Consider the following 26,089-nt stretch of genomic DNA (forward strand, 5'->3'; position numbering starts at 1 on the left):
GAGATCGGAAAATTACTCGCCCGGAGGCGCCTTGGGCTCTTCATGGGCACGGCGCACCCGGCGCACACCCCACCACACAAGCAGGATCGCCAACGGCACCGAAGCAGCGGTGACGACCTCCGGAGCGAAGAAATGATCCACCGTCGAGGCGCCCTTGGCGACATAGCCGATGAGGCCGACGACATAATAGGACACGGCGGCAACCGACAGGCCTTCGACCGTCTGCTGCAGGCGCAATTGCAGGCGGGCGCGATTGTTCATCGAGGCGAGCAGGTCGCGGTTTTGCCTTTCGACCTCGACGTCGACCCAGGTGCGCAGCAGCGTGGTGGCGCGGGTGAGCTTGCGCGACAGGTTGGCCTGGCGCTCCTCGACCGAACGGCAGGTGCGCATGGCAGGCGCAACGCGGCGCTTGAGGAAACCAGCCCAGGTGTCGTAACCCGCGACGACCTCCTCTTCGAGCGCTTCCAGGCGCTCGCGCACGATGCCATCATAGGCGCGGCTGGCGCCAAACCGATAGAGGCTGGAGGCCGCGTCCGCTTCCAGCTCGGCGGCAAGCTCGGTGAGATCGGCGAGCAAGGCCTGGCTGTCGCGGGTCTCGGTCGCCTTCATCTCGCGGGTGGCGACAGCGAGCCTGTCTTCGATACGACGCACGCGGCTCGACAGCGACAGTGCCATCGGCAGGCCGAGCATGGCCAAGGTGCGATAGGTCTCGATGTCGATCAGCCGCTGCAACAGCGCGCCCGTTCGTGCCGGAGTCAGTCCGCGGTCGAGGACAAGAATGCGGGTCAGGCCATCGCCATCCTGGCGGAAATCGGTGACGATGCCAGCCGCACCGCCCTCGACCAGCGAATAGCACAGGCTGGTGGGATCGAAAGTCGCGATCAGCTTTTCGTTTGCCGGCGTCCACTTGCGGATCTCGAGGCGGATGCCCGAGATGACCGTGCCGGGCGGGCTGAAACCGTTGCCAAACGGCGAATCCTCCTGCGAACGGTCGCTCTCGCTGAGCGGGCCTTCCCACAGATAGGTCGAAAACTCGGTGTGACGCTCCCAGCGCAAGGAGCCCTGGCCCCATTTCATGGCATGATGCCGGGCTTGACGATCGGGCGCGGCGATGCCGAGGCGGCGCGACAGTTCGGAAAGCACCGCCTGGTCGACGGCGGAGCCGCCCTCGGTCATGAACGAAAGCTGGACGATTACGCGCGGGCTTTCGACGAGCGGATGCGGGCGCGAGTGCACCTCGCCCAAGGCACCGGGACGCCCCTCATGCGCAGGGAAACCCATGACGCTGCCAGTCGAACGCGGCAGGAATTCGAGAGAGGACGGGTCTACTGTCACCAATGGCTCCATATGTGCCCGGAATTTTTTGGCTCTAGGTAAATTCGTTGCAACAGGCAAACACCAACTTTAGCGCCGGCTGATGAGCGCCCATCGGCACGAGCTGACCGAATTCGCCCAGATTGGATAAATAATTTGACCAGTTGCTGACGAGGCTCTTATCTTCGGGGCCCTAACAAAGGCGTTGGACAGGACCTTGAGCGACATCTTTTCCAGGATCGAGCATTCGCGCACAGCCGACGAGGTGGTGCAGCAGATCGAGAGCCTGATCCTCGAAGGCGTGTTGCGCGCCGGCGATCGCCTGCCTGGCGAACGCGAGATGGCCAAGCAGTTCGACGTGTCGCGGCCGATCCTGCGCGATGCGCTGAAGACGCTCGAAGGCCGGGGGCTGATGGTGACCCGCCATGGTGGCGGCACCCATGTCGCCGACGTCATCGGCCAGGTGTTTTCCAAGCCGGTGATGGAGCTCATCGTCAACCACCGCAAGGCGGCAGCCGACTATCTCGAATATCGCCGCGAGATCGAAGGGCTGGCGGCCGAATATGCGGCGCGGCGGGCAACCGCCGAGGATCTGGCGCTGCTCGACCGCATCATGGCGAAGATGGAAGCAGCGCATGCGCGCGCCGACGCCGCCGAGGAAGCGGAAATCGACGTCGAGTTCCATCATGCCGTCGGCGAATGCGCCCACAACATCATCCTGCTGCACACGTTGCGCTCCTGCTACCGGCTGCTGTCGGACGGTGTTTTCCAGAACCGGCTGGTGGTGTTCACCGTGACCGGAACGCGCGACGTGCTGCTTGAACAGCACCAGGCGATCCATCGCGCGGTCGTGGCTGGCGACCCGGCCAGCGCCCGCAAGGCAGCGATGGACCACATCACCTATCTCGAACGCGCCATGGCCGAGGCCGAGCGCAGCGGCGACTGGCAGCGCATTTCGCGCCTGCGGCTAAGGCAGCGTAGCGACAGCGGCGAAACGGGTCGGAAGCCATGACTGGCGTGCATTATCTCGACGCCAAGGGCCCCGAAGGCATGCGCGTCTATGCCATCGGCGACATCCATGGCCATCTCGAACTGCTGACAGAGATGCACGCGCGGATCGCCCAAGAGATCGCGCGCGACAAGCCTGAGGATTGGCGCATCGTCCATCTTGGCGATCTTGTCGACCGGGGACCAAATTCCCGGGGCGTGATCGACTTCCTGATCGCAGCCGCGAAGCACGATAGCCGCAACATCGTTTTGACAGGCAATCACGACGTCGGGTTTCTGGACTTTCTCGCCGAGCCCGATCCCGAAAGCCTGTTTGCGCGGCATGGGGGACGCGAGACAGCCATGTCGTATGGCGTGGACCTGAAAACCAGCGATGCCGCCGGGCTGTGGCACAGCCACCGCGCGCTGGCGGCAGCCGTGCCCGACAGCCATTTGCGCTTCCTGCGCACGCTGCCGCGTTCCATATCGTTCGGTGATTTCTTCTTCTGCCACGCCGGCATCAGACCCGGCATCGCGCTGGAAAATCAGGATCCGGACGATCTGATCTGGATCCGCAACGAATTCCTCAACCATCCGGGGCTGCACCCGAAAGTTGTCGTGCATGGGCACACGCCACAGGCAGAGCCCGAGGTGATGGCCAACCGGGTCAATGTCGACACCGGCGTTTATTATTCAGGCGCGCTGACCGCGCTCGTCGTCGACGGCACGGAAAAACGATTGATCTCGGTGGAAGTGCCTGGCGTTAGCGGGCGGCGGTGACGCCGTAGCCGTCGACCGCGTGATGGTCGGCCGCGGCATCCGCGGCATAAATCCCAAAGCCGCCGAGCACGATTGCCGACAGCATGGCGAAGGACAGGAGCGCTGCTTTCAAGGGAGTCATCTCAGGTTGAGCTTCCTGTATCCTGCACGAGCAGAGTTACGAATAAGTTTCCGAAAAGTTTAAGCGGCACCGCAGTCGCGCGGCATCACGGCCGTGCTTCTAGGGTGGTTCTGTATCGGGCTTGTGTCGCGCTGCACTCAGAGATGGTTCATTCGCGATACCATCGCCAGCTGGCGCCGGGCTGTCTTTAGAAAGGCTTTCAGGCACAATCCAGCCGGCAAATCGCTATGCACAGCGGATTTTGTTCGACGTGCCAAAAATGTCACGTAACTGACGGTTATCCGGTCAAATGGCGGCGACCCAGGCGCGTGCCAGCGCCAGGCCGACGGCGTCGGCTTCGGGGCCGTGGCGGGCGGCTTCGGCTTCGTGCCGCTCGGGCCAGTCGGGATGGCGCCTTGAGATCGTCTCGGCAAAGGCCTCGCTCCATCCGCGCACCATCGGCTGGTCTGCCTCGAAATGGAACTGGATGCCGTAACCGGCGCGACCGACACGGAAGGCCTGGTTGCCGGTCACCGAACTGCCGGCAAGCCGCACCGCATCCTCTGGCAAGGTGAAGGTGTCGTCGTGCCACTGGAAGATCGGAAAGCGCTGGGGCAGATCGCTGAAGACGAGATCGTCCTGGGCTTCATCGGTCAGCGTGATGCCGTGCCAACCAAACTCGGTCGAGCCGCCGATGCGGTTGTGACCGCCAAAGGCCCGCGCCAAAAGCTGGCCACCGAGGCAGATGCCGAGCACCGCCTTGTCCTTTTCGACAAAATCGCGGGCGAGTTCGAGCAGAGCCGGAAAGTAGGGCGAGTGCGCATCGTCGCGCGCATTCTGGCCGCCACCGAGCATGATCATCGCGTCATGACCATCGGCATCGGCAGGCAAGGCATCGCCGAGATAGGCGTTGCACTGATCGACCACTGCCTCGACCTCGGCAAGGGCGGAACCGACCTGGCCAAGGCCGGTATCGGCAAAATTCTGGACGATCAGAACGCGCATCTTGGCCTTTCCGCAGCCACAGTGACAATGTTGCGGCGAGCCCTATCATGCGCCGCGCGACGCAGCCAAGAAGGAACAGCTATGCCACTGCAGAACCGGGTCGATCCTTTCGGCGAGATCCATCCCGATCCGGCGCGCGGCATGTTCACTGGCAATCGCGGCATTCTCCACGACCCGGCGACAAAGACGCTGCTGAATAAGCGCTGGGCGACAAAAGCCTGGATCACCTGTGCGCTGCATTTCAAGGATGCCCGTCGCGTGCCCATGGGGCGCAATCGCCCCGGCGGCCTGACGGGATGGACGGAGCTGTTCTTTCTCGACGAGGTGACCGCGCTCGCGGCCGGGCATCGCCCCTGTTTCTACTGTCGGCGCGAGCGGGCCAAGGCCTACAGCGCGGCCTATGCACACGCGTTTGGCGCTGACGATCCAAAGGTTGGCGAGATCGACGCCAAGCTGCATGCCGAGCGGCTGGCGTCGGGCGGCAAGGCGATCGAAGTCGACCGGCACGGGCTTTCGCTGCTGCCGGACGGCGCGATGGTTTCCGACGGCGAGGCCGACTACGCCATCCACCGCGGCCGTGCCTTGCGTTGGTCATTCGCGGGTTACAGCCAAGGCCTTGGCTTCGACGACTTCGGCACGCGTGAAATGTGCGTCGTCACGCCTGCGACCACGCTGGCCGTGCTGCGGCAAGGTTTTGAACCGGAGTGGCACCCGAGTGCGGCGCGCGCATAGGCCACCGCACGCCATGTCCGCCCCCTTAGATGCAAAGTACACAACTTGAACATTTGGGATTGACCAGTAGGCCCGACATCCCGCCCTTGACCGCGGCAGCGGGGTGCCGCATTCCTCGCCGATGCGCGCAAACTACAAGATGCAGCGGCTTTTCGTTCTGGACGACCTCGCCAAGGGCGCGGACTTCGACGCCAGCCCGCAACAGAGCCACTATCTCGGCAACGTGCTTCGCCTCGGCGAAGGCGCGGAAGTCCTGCTGTTCAATGGTCGTGACGGCGAATGGTCAGCCAGGATTGCGGCCAGGACCAAGAAGGCCGTGCGGCTCGAAGTGTTGGAGCAACAGCGGCCGCAGCCTGCACACCCCGATCTCGTTTACTGCTTTGCTCCGCTGAAGGTCGGCCGGCTCGACTATCTCGTGCAAAAGGCGGTCGAGATGGGCGCGGGCACGCTGGTGCCTGTGATCACCCAGCACACGCAGTTGGCGAAGCCAGGCATTGAGCGGCTGCGGGCCAATGCGGTCGAGGCTGCCGAGCAATGCGGCATCCTTGCCATTCCCGAAGTGAGCGACACGGTGAGGCTGGAGCAGCTTCTCAGCGGTTGGGACAAGGAGCGGCGGCTGATCTTCTGCGACGAAGACGCCTCGACCAACAATCCGATGGCCGCACTGCAGGGGATAAAGGAGCGCAAGCTGGCCCTGCTGGTCGGACCGGAAGGCGGCTTTTCCGATGTCGAGCGGCGCATGCTGCGCGCCCTGCCCTTTGTGACCGCCATTCCACTCGGATCGCGCATCCTGCGTGCCGACACGGCGGCGGTGGCAGCGCTCGCCGTGATCCAGGCGACCATCGGCGACTGGTAGTCAGGCGAGCACCTTGCCCGGCCACGGATTGAGGTCGTCGCGCAGCCAGATCAGCGTGTCGAGCCAGAAATCGGGCGCATGGCGGCTGTGGAACAGGCCGAAATGGCCGATCTCCTTCTTGTCGAAATCCGCAGGCGAAAGCAGGACCTGGGTCGTGCTTTCGCCTGCGTAGTAGGCCAGCGCCCGCCGGACAGCCTGCGGCGTGCCGAGTTCGTCATCGGTGACGCTGACGGCGAGTATGGATGCAGCGACGGCAGCGAAGCGTCGCAACACGTTTTCCCGCTCATCTTCGGGATGGCTCAGTTCCATGCGGGCGCGACGAAAGCTCCATTCGTTGGCTACGCCGGATGGAAGATCCTCGAGCCAGCCGAGCCTCTGGCCGGGGAAATAGCCGCAGAACGCAGTGAGCGCAGGCATGGCGACGTGCCATTTGAGAAACAGCCGCAGGCGCCGCTCGGGCGCATAGTCGCGCCAGAACGCATATTGGGCACCAACGGTGAGCATACGTCCGATTGCGGGCGCCGATTCCGCCAGCCCAGGCAGGACACCGCCGATGCTGTGTCCGACGACCATCAAGGAAGCGCTGGGATCAAGGCGGATCGCCAGGCGCAGCACCGCTTCGAAATCGCGCTCGCCCCAGTCGCGCCAGCGATAGCCGCAGCGGCGCATGTTCGCCGGCCGGGATGCGCCGATACCGCGATAGTCGTAGGTGACGACATCGAAGCCGTGCCCGGCGAGGAAGGCGGCGTAGCGATGGTAGTAGCGCGCGAGCACCCCGGTCGCCGGGTTGACGATAACCGTGCCGGCCTTTTCGCCGCGCGCATGCGGCCAGATATGGCCACGCAGCGCCACGCCATCGCGGCAGGCGATCTCGACCGTTCTGACATCGACGGCTGAAACGGCAATGGACATCGACAGGCCTCGCTGTTGCGGATACCTGAAGCTGTAGCGAATGCCCGCTTTTCGTTACACTCACTAGTCGGTATACATGATCGATGAAATCGACAGAGATTCCAACGCGCGAGCGGATCGTCACCGCAGCCTCGAAGCTGTTTTACAGCGAAGGCATCAGGGGCGTCAGCGTCGATGCGGTGGCCGAAAAGGCAGGGTTGACCAAGCGGACGCTGTATTATCACTTCGCCAGCAAGGACGATCTGGTCGCCGCCTATCTCGACGCACGCGACCAACCCAACCTCAAACTGTTCCAGCGCTGGTTCGCGGAAGCCGAAGGCGGTGTGGCCGGCAAGGTGCGGAACATTTTCACCAACCTGGCCAAATCGGCGCGCCACCCCAGCTGGAAGGGTTGCGGTTTCCTCAGGACCGCCGCAGAGCTTGCCAACATGCCCGGCCATCCGGCGGTCAAGCTCGGCATCGCCCACAAGAAGCGCGTCGAGGCGTGGCTGACGTCAGTTTTTGCGGCGGAAGGGACCCAGGCACCGGAGATGCTGGCGCGGCAGGTCATCCTGCTTGTGGACGGCTCCTTTGCCGTCGTTCTGCTCAACCGCGATCCCTCCTACATGGAAACCGCAGGCGAGGCGGCGGCAGCGCTTGTCGAGGCCGCGATGGCGTATGCAAAACCGACAATTGCGCCCTAAATGGAAGGTGCAGTCCGCAACGGGACAATTCCAAGCATCAACATTTCACTATCGCCCCCGGAATCGATCAATTCCTGTTGACGAAGGCTCAGGATTTTTCGCTTGATCGGCGAGCGCTCGATCGTCCATCAAGCGCCCGCGGTCCTTCCGCCTTCAGGAGAAGCATACATGGCGCGCGACACCACCGATTTCCGGCCTATCGAAGGGATGGACGAACTCGTCGACTATCTCGCAGCCGGCAACAAGCCGCGCGACAAGTGGCGGATCGGCACCGAGCACGAGAAGTTCCCGTTCTATGTCGATGGCAACGCGCCGGTTCCTTATGGCGGTGACCGCGGCATCCGCGCCCTGCTCGAAGGCATGCAGAAGACGCTCGGCTGGGATCCGATCATCGACGCCGGCCGCATCATCGGTCTCGTCGAGCCGACTGGCCAGGGCGCGATCTCGCTCGAGCCGGGCGGACAGTTCGAGCTTTCCGGTGCGCCGCTGGAAACGATCCACCAGACCTGTCGCGAGGGCAACGCCCATCTGGCGCAAGTGCGCGAGATTGCCGAACCGCTCGGCATCCGCTTCCTCGGCCTCGGCGGCAGCCCGAAATGGACGCTGGCCGAGACGCCGCGCATGCCCAAATCGCGCTACGACATCATGACCGCCTACATGCCCAAGGTAGGTACCAAGGGCCTCGACATGATGTACAGGACCTGCACCATCCAGGTGAATCTCGACTTCGAAAGCGAAGCCGACATGCGCCGCAAGATGCAGGTATCGCTCAAGCTGCAGCCGCTTTCGACGGCACTTTTCGCCAACTCGCCCTTCACCGACGGCCGTGCCAACGGCATGCAGAGCTGGCGCGGCGATATCTGGCGCGACACCGACAACCAGCGTTCGGGCCTGCTCGAATTCTGCTTTTCGCCAGAATTCGGCTTCGCCGACTATGTCGAGTGGGCGCTCGACGTGCCAATGTATTTCGTCATCCGCGACGACCAGTATCGCGACATGACGCACATCACTTTCCGCCAGTTCATGGCCGGTGCCGCGCGCAACGAAATCCCCGACGGCATGCCGACGATGGGCGACTGGGCCAACCATTTGTCGACGCTGTTTCCCGATGTGCGCCTCAAACGCTTCCTCGAAATGCGTGGTGCCGACGGCGGCCCGTGGCGCCGCATCTGCGCTTTGCCGGCCTTCTGGGTTGGACTGCTTTATGATCCCGCTGCCCTTGATGCCGCCGAAGAACTCACCAGGAACTGGACCTACGCCGAAGTGCTGGCAATGCGCGACGCGGTGCCAGAGCTAGGTATCGCGGCACCGTTCCGCAACGCCACGCTGCGCGAGGTCGGCCGCGAGGTGCTGACCATCTCGCGCCAGGGGCTGGTCAATCGCGGCCGCAAGAACCGCGAAGGATTCGACGAGGCCGGCTTCCTCAACACGCTCGACGAGGTGATCGCGCGCGGCACGACGAGTGCCGAGGAAATGCTCAACGCCTACAACACGCGCTGGGGTGGTTCGATCGAGCCGGCGTTCCTGGAATACGCCTACTAGACCTTTCGAAAGCCCCTTCAACCGGTTGCGAAAAGGCACTACGCTCCCTCCTCGGTGAATGTCCCGAGGAGGAAAAAATGCTGCCACTGTTCGAGATGCTGGCCAATGCCCAGAACGGCAACGGCATGGAAGCGCTGTCGCGCCAGTTCGGGCTGAGCCAGCAGCAGACACAATCGGCCATCGAAGCACTGATGCCGGCGTTCAGCCAGGGGCTGAAGCGCAATGCCTCCGACCCCTATGGCGTCGGCTCGTTCCTGCAGGCGATGGCGAGCGGCCAGCACGCCAAATATTTCGAGGACGCCAGCCGCGCCTTCTCGCCCCAGGGCGTCGACGAAGGCAACGGCATCCTTGGCCACCTGTTCGGCTCGAAGGACTTGTCGCGGGCCGTTGCCGGCCAGGCGGCACAGGCGACGGGCATCGGCCAGGACGTACTCAAGCAGATGCTGCCGGTGATCGCATCGATGATCATGGGTGGGCTGTTCAAGCAGTCGACCGGACAGATGCAGGCAGCCGGCGGCTTCGGCGGCGGCAACAACCCGCTCGGTGAGATCATCGAGCAGATGATGCGCCAATCTGGTGGAATGGGCGGTGGCGGCATGATGGGCGGTGGAGCGGCCCCTCAGCAGGCACCGCGACAGACCCAGGCACCCGACCCGTTCGACAACCCGTTCGGCAAGGTGCTCAAGGACATGTTCGGCGGCGGACAGGCGCAGCCTTCGCCGCGCCAACAGGCGCCGCAGCAGAATCCCTTTGGCGACAACCCGCTCGGCAAGATCTTCGAAGAGATGCTCGGCGGTGGCCAGGCAGCGGCACCGGAGCCGCAGGCCCGGCAGCGCCCGCAGGAGCAGGCCGCACCCAGCGGCCAGCCGAAAAACCCCTATGACGACCTGTTCGGCAAGATGTTCGAAACCGGACGCCAGCAGCGCGACGAATACCAGAAGGGTGTCGAATCGATCTTCGACCAGTTCAGCAAGGGCATGGACAGGCATCGCTGACCTGCGGTCAGGATCGATCCTCGATGCGATCTTCTACGCCTGAGACTTCAAAGGGTGGCAGCGGGATCAGATCGACGGCGCCTGCCCTGGCCAATTGCCTCGGGCACTACGACGAGCATGCACCGATGCTGGGCCTCGACGCGCATTTCCAATGCGTGTGGACCAACGCCATCCCCGGGGATCATTTCGGGCCGGTCGCGGTCGTGCCGGACGGCTGCGTCGATCTGTTGTGGAAGGACGAACGGCTGGTGGTCGTCGGGCCTGACATCGTTGCCGCCACCCCCGTGTTGCGCGGCGGAACGACGGTGCTCGGCATACGCTTCCGTCCGGGTGCGGCACACAGATGGCTCCGCACGCCGATGAGCGCGATCGTCGGTCAGGCGGTTGATCTTGCTGATATCTGGGACCCGCCTGTGGCCCGCGAACTTTGCCAACGGATCGGCGAGGCCTCAACCGTCGAACGACAGGCTGCCGTCCTGCAGCAACTGCTGCTGCGGCGGCTTCCGGAACTCGAGCGCCCGGCGCAAGACGCAGGCGAGATTTTTGCGGCAATGGCATCGGGGGCGGATGAAGTCGGTGGCAGGATTTCGTCGCTGGTGGATCGGCTTGATATCAGCGAGCGCACATTGAGGCGCCGCAGCCACAACTATTTCGGATATGGACCGAAGACGCTGGACCGCATCCTGCGTTTCCAGAACTTTCTTTCCCTGGTGCGCTCGCAGGGCAAGCAGCACATGGCCGGCCTGGCCTATGAGGCCGGTTATGCCGACCAGGCGCATCTCGGCCGCGAGATCCAGACGCTTTGCGGCATGACCGCAGGAAGCTTCGTACGCCAGATCAATGGCTAATGGCCGTTTCGTTCAAGATTTCCGCCGCTGCAATCGGCATCGGCTGATATCCCACGAAACACAGGAGATTTGCCATGGGTACAAGCGGAAACGATCGACGGATCGACAACATCGAATTCAATGTCAGCGACATCGCGCGGTCGCGTGAATTCTATGGCAAGGCCTTCGGCTGGAGCTTCACCGACTATGGTTCGACCTATTGCGAGTTCACCGACGGCCGCCTGACCGGAGGACTTACGACAACCGGCCCGGTCAGATCAGGCGGACCGCTGGTGATCCTTTATGCCGACGATCTCGCCGCAACACAAAGCCGGCTGGAAGCCGCAGGCGCCAGGATCGTCAAGCCGGTGTTCGAATTTCCCGGCGGAAGGCGTTTCCATTTCGAAGATCCCGACGGCTACGAACTGGCCGTGTGGTCGGCGAATTGAGATGGCAACGATGGCCGAAAGCCTCGGCTTTACCCTTCTGGGCGGCGTGTTCGTCTGGGCTGGTGCCGAGCACTTCTGGAATTTCCGCAAGGTCACTGGCTACCTGACCGAAAAGGGGTTTCCCGCGGCGGCAATTCTGCTCGGCTTAGGCTCGATCGTCGAAATCATCGCCGGCCTGTGCCTGGCGATCGGCGTGATGCGTGCTTACGCGGCAACGGCCCTGATCCTGTTCACCATCGCTGCGACGCTGATGGCGCTCAACTTCTGGCGTTACTCAGGCGCAGAAAGACAAGGGTTGCGGTCGGCATTCATCATCAATTTCGCAGTTGTTGGCGGGCTCATCCTCGCCGCAACAGCGTAGGCAGCACGCCGCGGCAAATCTGATGTGGGTTCCAGAAGGGAGCGCACCCAAGGCATGAAAAAGCCCGGTCCTTGGGAGGACCGGGCAACGTGCAGGCGAGGCCGGCGGGGACCGGCTGGGAGTGGGGAGCCTGCAAAACAGGATTCGGTTAGGCGACGCGGCGGGCCATGGTCTCGATGTTTTCGCTGCGCAGTTGCCTGATCGAACGAAGACGCGCCGTCGGGTCGCTGGCAAACGGCAGATCGACAGCGACATGCAGATCACCGCGCGTCAGCCCGACATCGGCGAGTTCGGTGTCGGTCATCTCGCCGAGGCGGTAGAAGGCGCGGCGGTTTTTCCAGGCACGCACGAGATCGGCGGTGTAGTTGACGATACGCATCGCATTCACCGGCCGAGCCGCAGAATGCGTCGTCTCAGTGCAATGGTCAAGCGTGGTCATATCTACCTCCATTTGGGACAAACGGGTCCCATCCGGTCGACGCTCCTTGCCGCCGCACCGGTTCCGATTCACATGCTTCATGTGGACAATGCGAGATTGCCATCGGCGTATTGATTAATCCAACGAATGTTTCTAATCTTTACCATCAATGTTCATGATGGAAACGTCGATGGCCGCTCCGCTCGATCTTGACCAGCTCCACACCTTCATCTCCATCGTCGACACCGGCAGCTTCACCCGCGCCGCCGACGAGGTGCACCGCACGCAGTCGGCGGTATCGATGCAGATGCGCCGTCTCGAGGACCGCATCGGCAAGGCTCTCTTCGAAAAAGAAGGGCGCATGAACAAGCTGACCGAGGAAGGCGAGCGGCTGCTGACCTATGCCAGGCGGCTGCTGCACCTGAACCGCGAGACGCTGGCCGCCTTCGACGACAAGGCGCTGGAGGGCACGGTCCGCATCGGCGTGCCGGACGATTATGCCGACCGCTTCCTGCCCGAGATCATGGCGCGGTTTTCGCGCTCCAATCCGCGCGTCGAGTTGTCGGTGCTGTGCGAGCCCACCGTCAATCTCGCCGACCAGATCCGTCGCGGCAATCTCGACATAGCACTTGTGACCCAGTGCGAAGATACACGCCCGAGCGAAATCGTGCGCAACGAGCCGCTGCTGTGGGTCTCGTCGGCCAGCCACATGGTGCATGAGGAAACCATCCTGCCGATGGCCTTCGGCCGCCCGACCTGCCAGTGGCGGCAGATGGCGACCGAACTGCTCGATGCCAGCGGCCGCGAGTACCGCGTGCTGTTCACCAGCTGGTCGGCCAACGTCATCACCGCCGCCGTTCTGGCTGGGCTCGCCGTATCGGTGTTGCCCGAATGCGCGCTGCGGCCGGGAATGCGCGTGCTTGGCGAAGCCGACGGCTTCGGCGCGCTACCCGACTGCAAGATCGGCATATTGCGCGGCCATTCCAGCCGGCCGGAGATCGTCGATGCGCTTGCGCGACATATCTCGGAAAGCCTCGACAACATCTCGGTGCCGCTGACGGAAGAGGGTGGCACGTTCGATTTCGCGGCCCTTGCCGCCGCGCGCGGCCGTCGGCTCAAGCCGAACCACATCATGCCGGGATGGTAGGCCGCAACTGAGCGGCAAAGCTTGACGAGGAGGGCCACCCGGCCCTCAATCGCGCCATGAACGAACTTGCCACCGAATCACGTACCAACGCTGCCGAATATACCGTCAGTGAAATTTCCGGCGCGCTGAAGCGCACCGTCGAGGACGTGTTCGGCAATGTGCGCGTACGCGGCGAAATCTCCGGCTATCGCGGGCCGCATTCATCGGGACACGCCTATTTCTCGCTGAAGGACGACCGCGCCCGCATCGAAGCGGTGGTTTGGAAAGGCACGATGAGCCGGCTGAAATTCCGTCCCGAAGAAGGGATGGAGGTGATCGCCACCGGCAAGCTGACGACCTATCCCGGTTCGTCGAAGTATCAGATCGTCATCGACAGCCTGGAGCCGGCAGGCGCCGGCGCACTGATGGCGCTGCTCGAGGAACGCAAGCGCAAGCTCGCCGCCGAGGGCCTGTTCGACGACAGCCGCAAGCAACTGTTGCCGTTCATGCCGCTGGTGATCGGGGTGGTGACCTCGCCGACCGGTGCGGTCATCCGCGACATCATCCACCGCATCAAGGATCGCTTTCCGCTGCATGTCCTGGTCTGGCCGGTGCGCGTGCAGGGCGAGACGTCAGGCGCGGAAGTGGCCGCAGCCGTCAACGGCTTCAACGAACTGCCTGAGCTTGGCCCCATTCGCCGCCCCGACCTTCTGATCGTGGCGCGTGGCGGCGGCAGCCTCGAAGACCTCTGGGGTTTCAACGACGAAGCGTTGATCCGTGCGGTCGCCGCATCGCATATCCCTGTCATCTCGGCCGTCGGCCACGAAACCGACTGGACATTGATCGACCTTGCCGCCGACAGGCGGGCGCCGACGCCAACGGGTGCAGCCGAGCTTGCCGTGCCGGTCAAGGCCGATCTTGAAGCGACACTCGCCAATCTCGGCGCACGGCTGCGCGGTGCCGTTTCACGCATGATCGACCGGCGCAGCCAGGCTGTAAGGGCAGCAGCACGTGCCTTGCCGACACCCGACCAGTTGCTGGCGCTGCCGCGCCGCCGTTTCGACGAGGCGACGAGCCGGCTCGGCCGGGCGCTGACCGTTGCCACCGAGCGCAAGCGCGCCCGGCTGTCGGCGGTGCGCTTGTCGCCGGCGACGCTATCGCGACGGATCGGCGAGACGCGGCGCCATCTCGACCGTGACATGTTGCGCGCTGATGCTGCCCTGCGAGGCATGGTGCGCGAAAAGCGCATCCGCTTCGACCGCACAAAGGGGCGACTCTCGCCGGAACCGCTGGTTCGGCGCCAGGAGGCCAATCGCCAACAGCTCGCCGGGCTGGAACGGCGTGGCACGCTGGCCGTTGGCCGATGGCTCGAGCGGGCAAGGACAAGCCTGTCGCAGGCCGACAGGCTGATGGCGACACTGTCGCACAAGGCGGTGCTGGCACGCGGGTTCGCGCTGGTGCGCGACGCCGATGGTGCCGTGCTCAAGCGTGCCGGCGAAGTGGCTACGGGTGCTGCGCTGTCGATAGAATTCGCCGACGGCACCGCGAATGCGGTCGCCACCAGTGGCGACGCCAAGCCGAAGCCGGTGGCCAAGCCCGTCACCAAGGTGAAAGAACCCGGCAATCAGGGCAGCCTGTTCTAAGTCAGTTGAGGTTCAGTCGCCCGTTGGCGACGAGATTACTGGTGCCACCAGCGGTGAAATGAACGGTGCGCTCCACGAGCCGCCGACGAAAAACGCTGTCGGCGGCACTGCAGGCGCTACCGGGGCCGTTGTTGTCGATGTCGACGCCGTGGTCTCCTTGGCTTCGATCGCGCCCGACAGTGCAAGCCCGCGCCCGACATAAGGCACGATGCCGGTCAGCCAGATGCGGCTTGTGGGCGTACGTGCCTCGGCCTTGTCGATCCTGGCAACGCCATTGGAAATCGTCGCCTTGAGCTCGACCCCGTCGACGGGCAATGTACCGCCGGACACTTCGTCGAGCGAGAAAAAGCCGCGGTCGGTGGCGCGCTTGAGAAATGCTTGCAGGTCGAGCCCGGCAATGGCACCGACGCCGAAAGTAGCGGCGACGGAACCGTTGGCGTTCTGAAGCAGCGTGTTCCAACTCAGGCCTGGCCCCTGCAGGATGACCGACACGGTGCCGCGGCCGATGGGCACGATGTGGCTCATGCCGGCGGCCGCGCCAAAGGCGCCGCCGTCGATATCAGAGGCCAGAAGCCGCATCTCGGCCTGCGTACCACCTGGCTTGCGGTCAAAGCGGATGCTGGCCTGGACATTGCCGCCGAAGGCTTCGGCATCGGAGATGTCGAACGCCGCCAGGCCGCCCTTGACCTGCGCGGTTGCAGCGACCTCGGCGAGCGCGATGGAACCGGCCGTCGCCTTGGTCGCCGATAGCCTCAGATCCAGATTTATACGGTCGGAAAAGCTGGTATCGATCTCAGTCGTGGCCGCATTGTTTGTCGGCACCATCGGGGCAAAGGACGAGGCAAACGTCATCAAATCGAGCGTGTCGAAGGCGAGTGTGCCGGAAACCGATGGCACCGGCCCATCAAGCGACAGGTCGAGGATGCCCATGCCGGGATTGCCGTCGAGGGTGACCTGCGCGTTTTCGATCTTCAGGCGAGATAGGTTGCCGCTGACCTTGGAAGCGAGTGAAATCGAGCCAACCGGGCTCCCCGGCAGGATGCCCGGCCGCGACCATTCCAGCATCCGCCGCAAGGAAGGTGCTGCGATCTTGGCCTGGCCGTCGACATGCGCGTCGGCACCCATGTTGATGGTGCCGTCGAACGAGGCTTCGACAGGCGCCGATTTCAGCGAAGCGACGATCGGCGCCATGCCACCGGCAAACAGCATCAGGGGGCGCGGCGAAGACAGTTCGAGCGCAATCTGTTCGCCATGCCAGACGCCAGTGGCGGTCAGCGTTCCAGCCTTGTTAAGCGCTGGCAGGCTGGCCTTGCCGGTGAGGTCGCTGAGAAGCTCGTCCTCGCCCTCGTCGGAAACCGCGACGACGCGCCCGTCGACGAATTCGACAGCGCCGAACTCGTCCGATGGCAGCGCGCTGAGGTCGGGCTCCACCGGATTCGACGCCACTGTGGCGCGGGCGCGTTCGATGGCGCGACTGAGACGCCCGCCCTGCGAGTGCGGCATCTCAAGTCCGCCATTGGCAAGGCGCTTCAAGCGCAGCGTCGGCCTGACGAAATGCGCGTCGGAAAAATCGACATTGCCGCTCAGCGCGGAAAGCGCGGACAGTTCGATCTCGACGCGTTCAGCTTCGATGACCGGCGAGCCCTGCTCGTCCTCCCAGTCGGTCAGCGTCACATCGGTAAGGGTGGCGCGGAAAACCGGCCAGATCTCGATGTCGGGGGTGCCCTCGATCGAAACGCGGAAACCGCTCCACGCGCTCATCTCGAAGGCGATGCGATCCTTGACGATCTGAGTGGAAGCAATGAACGGCACCGCGGCAACCGTTGCAGCGATCAGGACAACAAGTCCGATGATCGCCCAGATGCTGCGCTTGAACAGTGGTGATGGCATGCTGCCCTTGTGCCGCCCGTGCTGCGCCGTTGTGGCTACCGGGTGTAACCGAGTAACGCGGCATTTCAAGTCTTTGTGGCCATGCGATGACGTTTGCGCACAGCGCAATGGCGCTAATCGACATTTCCTTGATCTGCTGCAGTGCGACATGCATAAGCATGCGCGTTCTGGGAGAGATGCCGATGACTAGTGAAAAGCCGCTTTGGACGCCCTCGTCAACGCAGGTGGCGCAAGCGCCTCTCACGGCGTTCATGGCGCAGGCATCGGCGCGCGCCGGGCAGGAGTTCTCCAGCTATGCCGAGTTGCACGCCTGGTCGATCGCCGACCGCGCTGCGTTCTGGGATCTGGTCTGGGATTTCTGCGGCGTCATCGGCCAAAAGGGCGACCGCGTACTCGTCGATGGCGACAAGATGCCGGGCGCGGCGTTCTTCCCCGATGCCAAGCTGAACTTCGCCGAGAACCTGCTGCGCGGGTCTGGCCCCGGCGAGGCCATCGTCTTCCGCGGCGAAGACAAGGTCGAGCGGCGACTGTCGTGGGATGAATTGTCGGCGCTTGTGTCGCGGCTGCAGCAACTGTTCGTTTCGCTCGGCGTCAAGCAAGGCGACCGCATCGCAGCGATGATGCCCAACATGCCCGAAACGGTGGCCACGATGCTGGCGACGGCGTCGATCGGGGCGGTGTGGTCGTCATGCTCACCCGATTTCGGCGAACAGGGCGTGCTCGACCGCTTCGGCCAGATCGAGCCGAAGCTGTTCATCGTGCCCGACGGCTACTGGTACGCCACAAAACGCATCGACGTCAGCGAGAAGGTCGCGGCCGTCGCCAAGCGGCTGCCAAGTGCTGCCAAGGTGCTGGTCGTCGATTATCTCGGCGACGCCAGGCAGGTGGCGTCGGGCATCGCCAAGGCCGAGGCGCTGGATGACGCGCTGGCGCCATTCGCGGCAAAGCCGGTGACCTTCGAACCGCTGCCGTTTTCGCACCCGCTCTACATCCTGTTTTCCTCAGGCACGACCGGCATTCCCAAATGCATCGTGCATTCCGCCGGCGGCACGCTGATCCAGCATCTCAAGGAGCAGCGCCTGCATGCCGGACTGAAATCCGGCGATCGCTTCTTCTACTTCACCACTTGCGGCTGGATGATGTGGAACTGGCTGGTCTCTGGCCTGGCCTCGGAAGCGACGCTGCTGCTCTATGACGGCTCGCCATTCCATCCCGACGGCAATGTGCTGTTCGATTTCGCCCAGGCCGAGAAGATGACCTATTTCGGTACCTCGGCGAAGTTCATCGATTCCGTGCGCAAGGCTGACCTGAGGCCGATCGACAGCCACGATCTGTCTTCGGTGCGCACCATCTCGTCGACCGGCTCGCCTCTGTCGCCGGAGGGTTTTGCCTTCGTCTATGACGGCATCAAGAAGGACGTCCATCTCGCCTCGATCTCGGGCGGCACCGACATCGTCTCGTGCTTTGTGCTTGGCGTGCCGACCGAACCAGTGTGGACCGGCGAGATCCAGGGCGCGGGCCTCGGCCTCGCCGTCGATGTCTGGGATGACAATGGCCAACCGGTGCGCCAGGAAAAGGGCGAGCTGGTCTGTGCCAAGGCGTTTCCGGCGATGCCGATCGGCTTTTGGAACGATGCCGACGGCAAGAAGTACCATGCCGCCTATTTCGAGCGTTTCGACAATGCCTGGTGCCATGGCGACTTCGCCGAATGGACCCGACATGGCGGCATGATCATCCACGGTCGCTCGGATGCGACGCTCAATCCCGGGGGGTGCGCATCGGCACCGCCGAGATCTACAACCAGGTCGAGCAGATGGACGAGATCGCCGAGGCGATCTGCATCGGCCAGGACTGGGACGATGATGTGCGGGTGGTGCTGTTCGTCCGCCTCGCACCTGATGTCAGCCTCGACGACGGATTGGAAAAGCGCATCCGCGCCAAGATCAAGACCGGCGCCAGCCCGCGCCACGTGCCGGCCAGGATCGTCGCCGTCACCGACATCCCGCGTACCAAGTCGGGCAAGATCACCGAACTTGCCGTCCGCGATATCGTCCATGGCCGCCCCGTCAAGAACAAGGAAGCGCTGGCAAATCCCGAGGCGCTGGAGCTTTATCGCGACGTTCCGGCGCTGCAAAAATGAACGTGCCAAACTGACATGCTTAACAAGATGTGAAGTCTAAATTTACCTAGACTTCAGGAGTGGTACACTTTCGTAAATTTTTCACCATCTGGGTAAGGAGCTGTTAAGGTTCGACCCCGATAGTCGCTGTCAACTTGAGGGAGAAATCCCTTTCCTCATCCCTGAGGATTGCCAGTTTAGCTCAAGTCCCCGTTGAAACAGCATCTACCTTCAAGGCGCCCCTGTGGCGCCTTTTCTTTAGCTTGAACTAAAAAGAACTTAGAGCGACGCCTCGGCATCGCGCACCAGGGCACCGGAAAGCAGCACCACCGGCACCATGGCGGTGATGATGATGACGATCGCCGCAACCGCGCCCTCCTCCGGCACGCCGCGCGAGGCGTTTTCATAGACATGGGTGGCGAGCGTGCTGAAGCCGAACGGCCGCAGCAGAATTGTCGCCGACAGCTCCTTGACGGTGTCGACAAAGACCAGCACGGCCGCCGTCAGGATGGCCGGCTTGAGCAGCGGCAGCAGCACGCTCGTGGCACTTTGCGTTGGTGTCTTGCCCAGGCTCCGTGCCGCCTCGTCGAGGCTGCCCGGCAGCTTTTCCATGCCGGAGCGGACAGCACCTTCGGCAAGGGCGACGAAGCGGATGGTGCAGGCAAGAATGACTGCCGCCGCCGACCCGGTGAGCAGAAGCCCGGTGGAAAAACCAAACCAGGCACGGGCGAAGGCGTCGAGTGAATTGTCGAAGCGTGCCAGCACAAACAGCAGGCCGAGACCGAGAATGCCGCCGGGGAGTGCATAGCCGACCGAAGCCAGCCGTACGGTCGTGGCCATGGCCCGGGTCTTGGACAGGCGTTGGGCGTTGAGCAGGAACAGCGCGATGGCGACCGTGATGGCTGCGGTCAGCGACGCGGTCATCAGGCTGTTGAGGAAGGCGCGCGCCACTTCCGGCGAGGCGAACTGATCGAGCCTGCGCGATGCATACTGGCCGAAGATGGTGATCGGCACGCCGAAGCCACTGAGGATCGGCAGCGCCACACAGACCGGCATGATGAAGCACCGCCAACCTTTGAGTGAGACCCGCGGCGGATGGATCTTGAGATGGGTGCCACGGCCGGCGTGGAAGCGCTGGCGCCGGCGCGCCCATTGTTCGGCGACGAGCAACAGCAAGACCAGCACCAGCATCAACAGCGCGATCTGCGCCCCGCCCTCCAGGCTGCCACGGTTGAGCCATGTGGTGTAGACCGCAACCGTCAATGTGCGGACACCGAAATATTCGGCGGCACCGATATCGTTGATCGTTTCCATCAGCACCAGGGCAACGCCAGCGACGATGGCCGGGCGCGCCACTGGAAGAAGCACACGCCAGAACACGCGCGCGGGCCGCGCACCCAGCGTGCGCGCCACATCGGCGATGTTGCGCCCCTGCATGAGGAAGACGATGCGGGTTGTCAGGTAGACATAGGGGTAGAGCACCGAGGCGAGCACGAAGGCCGTGCCCCAGGTCGAGCGAATGTCAGGAAACCAGTAGTCGCGAATGGTCTGGAAGCCAAAAATCTCGCGGACAAGGCTCTGCACCGGGCCTTGATAATGGAAGAACTCGCCGAAGGCATAGGCCGCGAGATAGGGCGGCACGGCAAGCGGCAACACCAGCGCCCAGGACAGGATGCGGCGGAGGGGGAAATCATAAGCAACGACGGCCCAGGCGCAGGCCACACCCGCCATCGAAGTCAGCGCCGCGACCATGGCAAGCAGCGCGAGTGTCGTGCTGACAGCGCCAGGTAGCACATTCGCGATCAGATGCGGCCAGTCCTCGCCGGTGCCGGACAGTGCGACGAAGACAAGCGACAGGACCGGCAGGATGACGACAATGCCGACAGCAAGCGCCAGTGTGCCAATCAGGGGATGGCGCAGACGTTTGACGGGCAAGGCTCGGGCGCTCGCGGCTGACACCGCGCTTGAAATCCCCGAACTTGTTCCGCCTGTCGTCGGCAAGGCACTTCCCCGTCCTTTGTGCCCACATCGTGCTTTCCGAAAATCGATGATAATTTTCAGGCCGATGCGCTCATGCAGAAAAGCCGGACCGATCGCCCGGCCCGGCTCTTCCTCAGGTCATGTACCGGACTATCAGCTGCTCGGGCCGTCGTCGAGACCGACGCGGTCGACCATCTCGGATGCAGCCTTGCGGCCCTTGGCGATATCGACCAGCGGCAACGTGTCTGCCTTCAGCTCGCCAAATGCCTTGACCGTCTCGGACGGCTCGAGGCCCGGCTCGACCGGATATTCATAGTTCTTTTCGGCGTAGACCTGCTGCGCCTTGTGGCTGGCCAGGAAGCGGATCAGCTTGACGGCGTTGTCACGGTTCGGCGCGTTCTTGGCGAGAGCGGCACCCGAGATGTTGACGTGGGTCAGGCCGTTCTCGAAGGTCGGGAACAGCACGTTGATGGCGTTGCCCCATTCCTTTTCCTTGGGGTCCTTCTCGTTGTTGCGCATCAGGCCGACATAGTAGGTGTTGCCGATGGCGATATCGCACTCGCCGGCAGCAATGGCGCCAGCCTGCGGACGATCGCCGCCGTCGGGCTTCTTGGCGAGATTGGCCTTCAGGCCCTTCATCCACTCTTCAGTCTTTTCCGGACCCCAATGGGCGATCGCTGCCGAGAACAGAGCCAGATTGTAGTCATGCTGGCCCGAACGCATGCAGATCTTGCCCTTCCACTTGGGATCGGCGAGGTCGGCATAGGTGATCGCCGTGTCCTTGACGCGTTCCTTCGAGGCATAGATCACGCGGGCGCGCTTGGTGACGCCGAACCAGTTACCATCAGGATCACGATATTCGGCCGGCAGCAGCTTGTTGATTTCTTCGTCGACCAGCGGCTGGGTGACGCCCTTGGACTGGGCCGAGGTCAGGCGAGCGATGTCGACGGTCATGATGACGTCGGCGGGAGAGTTCTGGCCTTCTGCGAGAACGCGTTCCTCAAGACCCTTGTCGAGGAACAGGACCTCGGTCTTGATGCCGGTCTCGGCCGTGAAGGCGTCGAGAACCGGCTTGATCAAGTCAGGCTGGCGATAGGTGTAGACGTTCACGACACCATCGGCGAGCGCCGACGTGGTGAAGAGCGCAGCAACCGCAAGCGCACCGCCTGCAATGGCCGACCTGGCGTTTTTCATCTTCATTTTTCTCTCCTGGCCAAAGGGGGCAAAGTCCCTTGAGGAACAAATGGCAGTCTCGATTTCGAGACTGCCTCCCCTATGGTCATCGTGACTCTGGCGGTCAAGTTTAAAGGTCAATCTTATCAATAGTTTAGAATTATTCTAAACTGGATTGTTTCGCACCGGATTCAATGACTTGTTCGACAAATCCTAACAAGCGCAGGGCTTGTTCACGAAAATGTGCGAAAATGCCGCACCCTGCTAACAACCGTCTACTCGGCGAGGACCCGCGTCGAGGGGAAAGTCACCTCGACCAAAGTGCCCTCGCCCGGCGTCGAGGCGATGGCGAAACGGGCACGATTGGCCTCGACCATCGCCTTGGTCAGCGGCAGGCCAAGGCCGGTGCCGTCGCCGCGCGCACGCTTCAGCGAATTGATCTGCTTGAATGGCTTCAGCGCCTGCTCGATCTCGGCCTGGCTCATGCCGATGCCGGTGTCGCGCACCCGCATGACGATGTCACCCGAGGTTTCGTAGGCGGTTGAGACAATGACCTGGCCACCGGCCTGGGTGTAGCGCACGGCATTGGACAGCACGTTGAGCGCGATCTGGCGGATGCTGCGCCGGTCGGCGACGATTTCTGGCAGGCGCGAGGCAAAGCTCGAACGGATGATCACCCGTTCGCGATTGGCCTGCGGCTGCATCATTGCAACAGTCTCGGCCAGCGTATCGTTGAGTGACACGGCCTCATAGTCCATCTCCTGCTGCCCGGCTTCGATCTTGGAGATATCGAGCAGGTCGTTGACCAGCGACAGTACGTGATTGCCCGAGCGGTTGATGTCGCGCAGATAGTCGCGATAGCGGTCATTGGCGACCGGGCCGAACTTCTCGTCGACCATCAGTTCGGAAAAACCGATGATGGCGTTGAGCGGCGTGCGGATCTCGTGGCTGATGCGGGCGAGGAAATCGGTCTTCTGCGACGACGAGCGCTCGGCCACGGCCCGCGCCTGGGTCAACTCCTCCTCGGCGCGCTTCCACTGGGTGATATCGCGGACCACGGCGCAAAAGCCGCTGTCGTTGGGCAGGCGGCCGATGGTCATGAACAGCGGGATGAAACGGCCTTGCGCCTCACGCCCAATGACCTCGCGGCCATCGTTGAGTACGCTGGCCACGCCATGTTCCGAAAGCCCGACGAGATAGTCGCGCGCGGCGCGCTGGCTCTCGATGGCAAACAGCGAATAGAACGGCTTGCCGGTGACATCGTCGCTGTCAAAGCCGAACAAGGCTTCGGCCGGACGGCTGATCGAACGAATGGTGCCGTCGCGGTCGATGAGCACCACACCATCGGTGGCCGTATCGATGATCGTGCGCATCTCGGCGAGACGCTCTTCGAGTTCAACCACCTGCTCGGCGGCATCCTCGACGTCGTCGCCAGCGCTGATGCGGCGCACGACCAGCATCAAAGCCTTGCCATCCTGCCATGGCACGGATCGAAGCACGGCCTCGATCGGAAATTCCTCGCCGTCGCGGGTTTTCAATCTGAGGTCATGGTCCGAGCCCGGCTCGTTGCCGTAGCTCTCGGCGAACAACGCGTCGAGCCCACCGGCCAGCGCGAGTTCGTCAACCGAGCCGTAGCCGGTCAGGTCGAGGAACTCGGCATTGGCATAATGCAGCACATCGCCGGCATGGATCAGCACCGGAACCGGCAGCTGCTCGAGAATCGGCGCATCGACAGGCGTATCGCGCCCGGCGGCGAAGGAAGGAATGACGTCTTCGGCGCGCAGCGGCGGCTTTTCGGGCTCATCGCGCTCGATAGTGCCCTGTTCGACAGCGGGATCGACCGGCCGTACGGACGACAGCGTCACGACCTCGGCGCTCTCGACAACACGCTGCTCAACGGATGTCGGCACAGTCGTCTCGGGCTCAGCCGCTTCAACTGCCTTAGGCGCCTCCGACTCATCGATCACAGGCCCATACTCGGCGACTTCTGCGGCAGCAGCTTCCGAATAGGCCGCGATCTCGGCCGATGCGGCCTCGCCATTTTTCTCTCCGGCGGGCTTATCCGCGCCCGGCGCTTCGCTTGCACTTGCCTCCGCGGCCTGCTGCCTTGCTGCGACGATCTCGCTTGCCCGCTTGAGCTTTTCGCCGATCTCGCGAAAGGCACTGCGCTCGACACTGGAAAGGCCCTTGCCATTGGCAGGCTCCTCGGCAGCTGTCGGCCGATGTTCGGCAAGGCGGATCACCTTGTCGGAAAAGCGCCGATCATGCGTACGATCGATCTCCAATGCCGGCACTTCGCCGGCGAAAGGGTCTCCACTCTCGGCTGCTTCCGCAGGCAGCTTGGGCTCGACGGAAAGCGGCTCGGGGCGCTCGGCTGCAGCTTGGCTTGCTTCGGGTGGTGTTACGGCGACGACGGTGGGTACGGCTGCAACGGGCTCGACGAAGGCGGGCGCCACAGCGGCGGGTTCGGCGGCAGAGGGTTTCTCGGCTGCGCCAGTGGCTTCCTCTGCTTCTTCAGGATGCTTGCCGTTAGGGACCAGCGCCAGTCCGATGCGCTCATGATCGATGACCGCCTCCCCCGGGCGTGCCACGCCAAAGCCTCGAAATCCTTCAAAACTGCGGTCGCGGCCATAGACCGGCAAGGCCGCGAGGTCGACCGGGATACGCCGGTCGGAGCCGGCGACCGGCCACAGCACCGAACGGCCGGACCAGGTGTCGCGGCGCTGCAGCAGGCCGGCGATCTCACCCGAGGGGTCGAGTTCGAAGGTGTTCGATACGTCCTGGAAGCGGCGTCCGACAACATCCGCCGCATGCTCGCCGACAACGGCGGCGAATTCCGGCGAGATCGCGCTGAAGCGGCCGTCAGCGTCGGTACGCCAGACGAAACGAACCGGCGCTGCCGAGCGGTCTGCTGCCGGCTTGGCCTGCGATGGCTGCGATGGCTGCGATGGCTGCGATGGCTGCGATGGCTGCGATGGCTGCGATGGTGTCGGCTGAGCAGTCACAGGCGCGTCAACAGCGGTAGCCGGCTCTTCCAAGGGCTGTGAGGTCGCGCTCGATTCTATTGATTCCGCAACTGGCTCCAGCGGAACAACCGGCTCTTCAGCTACTGGGGTTTCGATAGTCTCAGCCTCGACCGGCGTAGCAGTCGGCTTGGCGGTCATCGCCCGAACGGTGGCGCCGGCCTGGCTTTCGCGCTCTTCGGGGCTGAAATACCAATGATCGTGCTCGGCATGGTTCTGTGACGATGCCTTCACTTCATCGCGCGGCGCGCCATGCAATGCATCGGCGCGCAAGGCGCTTGTCGAGGGCGTATCCAGCTCCTCGCCGGCGGCGGCGTCCTCCACTGCCTCAAGGCGTTCGTCGACGACGACCAGCAGGTGCCGCGCCGGCTCATCGGTCAGCCGCGCCAGTCCGGCGGGCAGATAGCCACCAGCCGCGGGAATCGCCCGCTTGATGATGCGGTCGCGCTCACGCCCCACTGCCGACACCAGTGCTGCCAGCGTCGAGGTGGCGATGCCAAGTCCGGCGAAGCCGTCGGTGGCGGCCTCGACCTCGCCACGGCCATCGACGAAAGCCAGGAAATGTCCCTGTTCGGTGAAACCGCTGATGGCGTTCGCAGCGATATCCTTGGCCCCACGCGAGCTGGCCTGTGCTGCGGGCACGGCAAGCATGATGGCGGTTGCGCCGTCTGGCAGCCGGACCGAACTGGCAACGAAAGCGACGGCACTGCTGGTCATGCCCGACGCCACACGCACCATGATCGAACGGTCGCGGCCGATTTCGGGGAAACCAGAGGTGGCAGCGATCTGGCGGCGCGCTGGCAGGCTCAGGCGCGAAGGTGCGCCGATCACCGCATCGATGTCGTCATAACCAAGCACGGCAGCACCGGGACCATTGGCCCACAGGACGTCCTCGAGGTCGACCGACAGCACGACGATAGCGTCGCCAGCAGCGAAACGCTGCCTGACACGGTCGATCACCGCGACGTCGATAAAGGAATAGGCTGCTGACGGCATTCACATAACCCGCAAGGCACGCATTCTCGCAATTAACGCTTTGTTAATAAAAGCCGTCATCGCCAAGGTCTAGCAAACAGGTGTCATACAGCGAGATTATTCTCGTCACGTGGTTAACCCGCAAAAGCCCGAAATGGTGCACTGCAACATAGATATTGCAACGCACAATGAAATGCCC

General features: G+C 63.4%; 21 protein-coding genes and 1 pseudogene. 13 read left to right on the plus strand and 9 right to left on the minus strand.

What is annotated here, in order from left to right:
* Nucleotides 1-12 precede the first annotated feature (12 nt).
* On the minus strand, nt 13-1,335 hold the full coding sequence (locus ACHMW7_RS24580) for a DUF3422 family protein (RefSeq protein ID WP_395448041.1): 1,323 nt from the start codon (nt 1,333-1,335) through the stop codon (nt 13-15).
* A gap of 196 nt (nt 1,336-1,531) precedes the next feature.
* On the opposite strand from ACHMW7_RS24580, the gene ACHMW7_RS24585 reads away from it, so the two are divergent.
* On the plus strand, nt 1,532-2,326 hold the full coding sequence (locus ACHMW7_RS24585; protein WP_395448042.1) for a FadR/GntR family transcriptional regulator: 795 nt from the start codon (nt 1,532-1,534) through the stop codon (nt 2,324-2,326).
* The gene (locus ACHMW7_RS24590) at nt 2,323-3,081 is read left to right on the plus strand and encodes a metallophosphoesterase family protein (RefSeq protein WP_395448043.1); all 759 of its coding nucleotides are present in this window, start codon (nt 2,323-2,325) and stop codon (nt 3,079-3,081) included. The genes ACHMW7_RS24585 and ACHMW7_RS24590 overlap by 4 nt, the downstream gene beginning before the upstream one ends.
* Here ACHMW7_RS24590 and ACHMW7_RS24595 read toward each other — a convergent pair.
* Nucleotides 3,065-3,202, minus strand: a complete 138-nt coding sequence (locus ACHMW7_RS24595) for a hypothetical protein (protein ID WP_395448044.1) — start codon at nt 3,200-3,202, stop codon at nt 3,065-3,067. The two genes, ACHMW7_RS24590 and ACHMW7_RS24595, sit on opposite strands and share 17 nt — an antisense overlap.
* A 285-nt stretch (nt 3,203-3,487) precedes the next feature.
* A complete protein-coding gene (locus tag ACHMW7_RS24600) occupies nt 3,488-4,186 on the minus strand; it encodes a type 1 glutamine amidotransferase (RefSeq protein ID WP_395448045.1) in 699 nt (232 codons plus the stop codon).
* 81 nt (nt 4,187-4,267) lie between these two features.
* Here ACHMW7_RS24600 and ACHMW7_RS24605 point away from each other — a divergent pair, with 81 nt between their 5' ends.
* Complete coding sequence (locus tag ACHMW7_RS24605) at nt 4,268-4,918, plus strand: hypothetical protein (RefSeq protein ID WP_395448046.1); 651 nt, start codon at nt 4,268-4,270, stop codon at nt 4,916-4,918.
* Between the two features lie 121 nt (nt 4,919-5,039).
* Nucleotides 5,040-5,774 (plus strand): 16S rRNA (uracil(1498)-N(3))-methyltransferase, encoded by a 735-nt coding sequence (locus tag ACHMW7_RS24610; RefSeq protein ID WP_395448047.1) that lies wholly within the window; start codon nt 5,040-5,042, stop codon nt 5,772-5,774.
* Here the strand turns inward: ACHMW7_RS24610 and ACHMW7_RS24615 are convergent, their stop codons facing one another.
* Nucleotides 5,775-6,686 (minus strand): alpha/beta fold hydrolase, encoded by a 912-nt coding sequence (locus tag ACHMW7_RS24615; RefSeq protein ID WP_395448048.1) that lies wholly within the window; start codon nt 6,684-6,686, stop codon nt 5,775-5,777.
* Between the two features lie 83 nt (nt 6,687-6,769).
* Here ACHMW7_RS24615 and ACHMW7_RS24620 point away from each other — a divergent pair, with 83 nt between their 5' ends.
* From ACHMW7_RS24620 to ACHMW7_RS24645, 6 genes are all read left to right on the plus strand, one after another.
* On the plus strand, nt 6,770-7,369 hold the full coding sequence (locus tag ACHMW7_RS24620) for a TetR/AcrR family transcriptional regulator (protein ID WP_395448049.1): 600 nt from the start codon (nt 6,770-6,772) through the stop codon (nt 7,367-7,369).
* A 168-nt stretch (nt 7,370-7,537) separates the two neighbouring features.
* Nucleotides 7,538-8,911, plus strand: coding sequence for a glutamate--cysteine ligase (locus tag ACHMW7_RS24625; RefSeq protein WP_395448050.1), 1,374 nt, complete (start codon nt 7,538-7,540; stop codon nt 8,909-8,911).
* A 77-nt stretch (nt 8,912-8,988) separates the two neighbouring features.
* A complete protein-coding gene (locus ACHMW7_RS24630) occupies nt 8,989-9,906 on the plus strand; it encodes a DUF937 domain-containing protein (protein WP_395448051.1) in 918 nt (305 codons plus the stop codon).
* Nucleotides 9,907-9,929: 23 nt separating this feature from the next.
* The gene (locus tag ACHMW7_RS24635; RefSeq protein ID WP_395448052.1) at nt 9,930-10,754 is read left to right on the plus strand and encodes a DUF6597 domain-containing transcriptional factor; all 825 of its coding nucleotides are present in this window, start codon (nt 9,930-9,932) and stop codon (nt 10,752-10,754) included.
* Nucleotides 10,755-10,828: 74 nt separating this feature from the next.
* A complete protein-coding gene (locus ACHMW7_RS24640; protein WP_395448053.1) occupies nt 10,829-11,182 on the plus strand; it encodes a VOC family protein in 354 nt (117 codons plus the stop codon).
* Between the two features lies 1 nt (nt 11,183).
* Nucleotides 11,184-11,543, plus strand: a complete 360-nt coding sequence (locus ACHMW7_RS24645) for a DoxX family protein (RefSeq protein ID WP_395448054.1) — start codon at nt 11,184-11,186, stop codon at nt 11,541-11,543.
* Between the two features lie 148 nt (nt 11,544-11,691).
* Here ACHMW7_RS24645 and ACHMW7_RS24650 read toward each other — a convergent pair whose 3' ends face one another.
* Nucleotides 11,692-11,982, minus strand: a complete 291-nt coding sequence (locus ACHMW7_RS24650) for a DUF1127 domain-containing protein (RefSeq protein WP_395448055.1) — start codon at nt 11,980-11,982, stop codon at nt 11,692-11,694.
* A gap of 169 nt (nt 11,983-12,151) precedes the next feature.
* Between ACHMW7_RS24650 and ACHMW7_RS24655 the strand changes: the two genes are divergently transcribed.
* Both ACHMW7_RS24655 and xseA read left to right on the plus strand, forming a co-directional pair.
* The gene (locus ACHMW7_RS24655; RefSeq protein ID WP_395448056.1) at nt 12,152-13,108 is read left to right on the plus strand and encodes a LysR substrate-binding domain-containing protein; all 957 of its coding nucleotides are present in this window, start codon (nt 12,152-12,154) and stop codon (nt 13,106-13,108) included.
* A gap of 56 nt (nt 13,109-13,164) precedes the next feature.
* Nucleotides 13,165-14,730, plus strand: coding sequence for an exodeoxyribonuclease VII large subunit (gene xseA, locus ACHMW7_RS24660; protein ID WP_395448057.1), 1,566 nt, complete (start codon nt 13,165-13,167; stop codon nt 14,728-14,730).
* Between the two features lie 12 nt (nt 14,731-14,742).
* Here xseA and ACHMW7_RS24665 read toward each other — a convergent pair whose 3' ends face one another.
* The gene (locus ACHMW7_RS24665) at nt 14,743-16,620 is read right to left on the minus strand and encodes an AsmA family protein (protein ID WP_395448058.1); all 1,878 of its coding nucleotides are present in this window, start codon (nt 16,618-16,620) and stop codon (nt 14,743-14,745) included.
* Nucleotides 16,621-16,802: 182 nt separating this feature from the next.
* Between ACHMW7_RS24665 and ACHMW7_RS24670 the strand changes: the two are divergent.
* Nucleotides 16,803-18,760: pseudogene (locus tag ACHMW7_RS24670) on the plus strand (acetoacetate--CoA ligase).
* Between the two features lie 258 nt (nt 18,761-19,018).
* On the opposite strand, the gene ACHMW7_RS24675 reads toward ACHMW7_RS24670, so the two are convergent.
* The 3 genes from ACHMW7_RS24675 to ACHMW7_RS24685 form a co-directional block, all read right to left on the minus strand.
* Nucleotides 19,019-20,491, minus strand: a complete 1,473-nt coding sequence (locus ACHMW7_RS24675; protein ID WP_395451428.1) for an ABC transporter permease — start codon at nt 20,489-20,491, stop codon at nt 19,019-19,021.
* A gap of 381 nt (nt 20,492-20,872) precedes the next feature.
* On the minus strand, nt 20,873-21,919 hold the full coding sequence (locus tag ACHMW7_RS24680) for a Fe(3+) ABC transporter substrate-binding protein (protein ID WP_395448059.1): 1,047 nt from the start codon (nt 21,917-21,919) through the stop codon (nt 20,873-20,875).
* 248 nt (nt 21,920-22,167) lie between these two features.
* Nucleotides 22,168-25,911, minus strand: a complete 3,744-nt coding sequence (locus tag ACHMW7_RS24685; RefSeq protein WP_395448060.1) for a PAS domain S-box protein — start codon at nt 25,909-25,911, stop codon at nt 22,168-22,170.
* Between the last annotated feature and the right edge of the window lie 178 nt (nt 25,912-26,089).

It is taken from the genome of Aminobacter sp. UC22_36 (genome assembly GCF_044056035.1).
In the GTDB taxonomy this organism is placed as follows: domain Bacteria; phylum Pseudomonadota; class Alphaproteobacteria; order Rhizobiales; family Rhizobiaceae; genus Aminobacter.